We start from the raw sequence: 2713 nt of genomic DNA on the forward strand, positions 1-2713 counted from the left end.
TGCACAGATGTCAGAGGCAGGAAGTTCTGCGTGGAAATGCAGATGGAATGGTCTGAATAATGAGGCTTTCTTGTTTGTGTCAATGAACTTAAATCCGACAAATGAAATCCCAGAGAAGAGTTTGACTTACAGTACTGAGGGGACAGATGCATCCTTTTAATGCCCGACTATCGTTATCCTGTTCGTGCAACATCAGAACAGGAAGATGCCGTTGCCTTGCTGATGAATGATGTGGGCGTGGCTTCTTTCATGCAATATACACCTAACGCCAGCGGAACACAGGGCATATTTGCCTATCAGGCGCACATGATAAAATCCTAACTGCTTGATAATGAGCGGTTAGGATTTTTTCTTTTCTATTTTTGGCAACATTTTGGCAACGTATTTCGATGCTAATTCATAATGGTTGTCAAAAGCACGCCTTCATTTTACATTCTTTCACACGATTTCATACCATTACCCAACGCAACTACTCAACCTTTCTTTGTTATATCTTGTTAAAGATTAATCTGTAGACACATATTTATAAAAAGAAATCACTATATTTGCATTTAAAGCAACAAATTGAATGTTATGGAAGATTTAAAACAACACTTTCCATTTTACAGCTGAGTTCACTTGCAAGAATGGTCAAGATGAATTACGCCCAGACATCACTTTGTTTGTTAATGGTTTACCTCTTTGCTTCGTGGAGGTAAAAAAGCCAAACAACCATGGGGGAATGGTGGCTGAAAGTAAGCGAATGAATGATTATAGAACTACGCTTGCACAACAATTCACAGAGAGTCATCGTTTAGAAGAAGAAATTATAAAACAGTTGGACAGCATCGGTTTTAATGCTAATGTAGGAAAGGAATAATAATATGAACAATATAAAAAAAGACGGCAATACATTGTTGCCTACTGGCTATAATCAATGGCGTAAAGACATAGAAAACCTGATTGATACTGCAAAGTTGAAAACAGCTATCAGTGTCAATATGGGAACATTGTCGCTATATTGGAATATAGGGAAACAAATTATAGAGAAGCTGGAACAAATAGGTTGGGGAAAACAGGTAATAGCCCAATTATCAAAAGATCTTTGCTCTCGTTTCCCCGATGACAGAGGGTATTCGGAACGCAACCTAAGGAACATGAAAAGATTTGCTGAAGCGTATCCGACTTTTCCAATTTGGCAAGTGCCACTTGCCAAATTAAAGGAACTGCCAATTCTGCAAGAGTCGCTTGCAGAATTAGAGAATGAAGGCAAGGAGGTTGTGCAAATACCGCTTGCCCAAGTCGGTAAACACGAAAATAGGAGATAAACACCTATAATTAGTGTTTACCTTCTACTCGATGATAAGGAGAGAGTTATATATATTATATACCTCGATTCTCAATCTTTATTAATTTATAAGATACACCTTTTATTCTATAATAGAGCACAAAAGTACCAGAAGATATTATTCTCATCCCGTCTTTTTCGTGTGTAATTTGACATATATTAATTTTGATTATTACCCTATTCTTTTTATAAATAAGATATGGATTCATCTTATATATAGGTGAACTTTCTCCCAATCTCAAAAAAGGAACTTTAAAAGAAATATTTTTGCTTATCTTGTCTTGTTCTTTATTTAAATTCGCTTTTTCATCTAAAATAAGATAAAGAGTATCAGTCTTTTCCAAGACTTCATCCTTTAGTAATTTTTCGTATAATACAGATATGGCATTGCCATATATTGATTTATTACTTTTACATTGTGCTTCTACATTAATATAGAAGCACAATGTTAATATAAATAGTATTTTCATCGTATAAAATATTTATAGGGAATACAGCATTTACTCCGTTTCCGTCTCTAGAAAAAGAACCAGAATATTCACGGTTGTTTTTCTCTGAGTCCCCTCCTGTCCCATCATCTTTTATAGATTCTAACATTATATATATTCATCTATACACTTTTATCTACGGGTACAGAATGAAGTTTCCCATTATTGTCTGAAGATAACCTAATTTTCCATCTACCAGCATCTCCAATTGAAATATTTACAATTTCATATATTCTATTAGGCTTAATAAAGCACTTACACCACAAAGGATTATTATGCGAATTCTGGTAAACATTATAATTTTTAGGGAGACTATTTAAATTTATGACCTTAGCCCCAGCCGTATTATCGGTAATTTTTTCTACAAAATAAATATCTCCAGTTTTTAAATCCAAAACATCTAATGCCACAATAGTATAACAAGATACAATCTGTTGTCTTTTTTCGTCAAAAAAAATTTGATTTGAATTACAAGAGATTGTATAAAATAAAGTGAGTACCATAGTGAAAAGTTTAATTACTTGGTATTTTTTTCCCTCCTTGATATTGTTTCCAATAGTTGTCAATAATACGCTTTTTTTGTCCATCTGTGTAATCTTTAGAATTTAAAATAGATGCAATATTTTCTTTGTTCTCAGACACTCGTTGAATATAGCTATTGAATTCTCTAAATGTTTGGGAGCCGGCTAAGTCTTAGGAATCTAAAGAAGAAAAATAAGAGAAAGGTGCATTTTTAAACGCAAGAAAAATTATAGAATGCACCCTTAAAAAACATCTATAATAACCCGTTGGCGGAATTAATTTAGCGCATACTTAACCCTGCCAACCGGTCTGTTGTTTACATAATTAATATATTGCAAGACTGTAAATGCGCTGATTTTCCCGATGATTCGGGTAA

At 33.8% G+C, this 2713-nt stretch carries 3 protein-coding genes and 2 pseudogenes; 3 read left to right on the forward strand and 2 right to left on the reverse strand.

Going from position 1 to position 2713, the window contains the following annotated elements; translation table 11 throughout:
* Positions 1 to 156: 156 nt before the first annotated feature.
* From EXN75_RS17175 to EXN75_RS17185, 3 genes and pseudogenes are all read left to right on the forward strand, one after another.
* Positions 157 to 303: pseudogene (locus tag EXN75_RS17175) on the forward strand (C10 family peptidase); the annotation flags it as partial.
* A gap of 283 nt (positions 304 to 586) precedes the next feature.
* Positions 587 to 859 (forward strand): annotated as a pseudogene (locus EXN75_RS18580) (type I restriction endonuclease); the annotation flags it as partial.
* 4 nt (positions 860 to 863) lie between these two features.
* The gene (locus EXN75_RS17185) at positions 864 to 1307 is read left to right on the forward strand and encodes a DUF1016 N-terminal domain-containing protein (RefSeq protein WP_134844736.1); all 444 of its coding nucleotides are present in this window, start codon (positions 864 to 866) and stop codon (positions 1305 to 1307) included.
* Positions 1308 to 1362: 55 nt separating this feature from the next.
* Here the strand turns inward: EXN75_RS17185 and EXN75_RS17190 are convergent, their stop codons facing one another.
* Together EXN75_RS17190 and EXN75_RS17195 are read right to left on the reverse strand one after the other, a co-directional pair.
* Positions 1363 to 1797, reverse strand: a complete 435-nt coding sequence (locus EXN75_RS17190) for a hypothetical protein (RefSeq protein ID WP_134844737.1) — start codon at positions 1795 to 1797, stop codon at positions 1363 to 1365.
* Positions 1798 to 1937: 140 nt separating this feature from the next.
* Positions 1938 to 2402, reverse strand: a complete 465-nt coding sequence (locus tag EXN75_RS17195) for a hypothetical protein (protein WP_134844738.1) — start codon at positions 2400 to 2402, stop codon at positions 1938 to 1940.
* Positions 2403 to 2713: the final 311 nt, after the last annotated feature.

Origin of the sequence: Segatella hominis, from assembly GCF_004535825.1 — a bacterium.
GTDB lineage: Bacteria > Bacteroidota > Bacteroidia > Bacteroidales > Bacteroidaceae > Prevotella > Prevotella hominis.